At 38.4% G+C, this 645-nt stretch carries 1 protein-coding gene; it reads left to right on the forward strand.

Going from position 1 to position 645, the window contains the following annotated elements; all coding sequences use genetic code 11:
- Nucleotides 1–645: hypothetical protein (locus tag BA195_RS14470; RefSeq protein ID WP_176715003.1), on the forward strand; the 645-nt coding region annotated here is incomplete at both ends.

Genomic DNA, 645 nt, shown 5'->3' on the forward strand with positions numbered 1-645 from the left:
CGTGTTTTGGAGCAGCAGGCGGAAGTATTGATGTTAGTTTTGATTCGAGTACATTATATGCAGGAAATTACACTTATGTTGTAATGGACGATAATGGTACTCCTGGTAATGTAGCAGATGATAATGACATAACTGCAACAACAACAGCAGATGGAACAGGAGTAGGAAATGTAACAGAAACTATTGGAGGCTTATTAGCTACCCCAACAGGATTTAGTTATTATGTAGCAGTAACAATGACAGATACACCATTCTGTACCATAAATACCAATGAGTTTACAATAAATGAGCCAACGGCCATTTTATCAGTAACAGGAGTTGTAACTAAAGAAGTAAGTTGTACAGGAGATTCAGATGCAACAATTACCGCAACCGGAGCAGATGGTTTTGGCGGATACACGTATCAGTTAGAAGTAACAGGAACACCAAACGTACCTTATAGAGCAGGTGATGCTTTTGCAACAAATACAACTAACAATGTATTTACAGGGTTACCAGCAGGAAGTTATACGATACGAGTACGTGATGTAAATGATTGTGAAGGAGCGTCAACAGCAGTTGTAGTTTCAAATCCAGATCCAGTAAGTTTTACAGCAGTTGATACAGATAATGCTTGTGATACTAGTGTAGGAGGAAGTATTTTAG

This window comes from Tenacibaculum soleae (assembly GCF_001693415.1).
In the GTDB taxonomy this organism is placed as follows: Bacteria; Bacteroidota; Bacteroidia; order Flavobacteriales; family Flavobacteriaceae; genus Polaribacter; species Polaribacter soleae.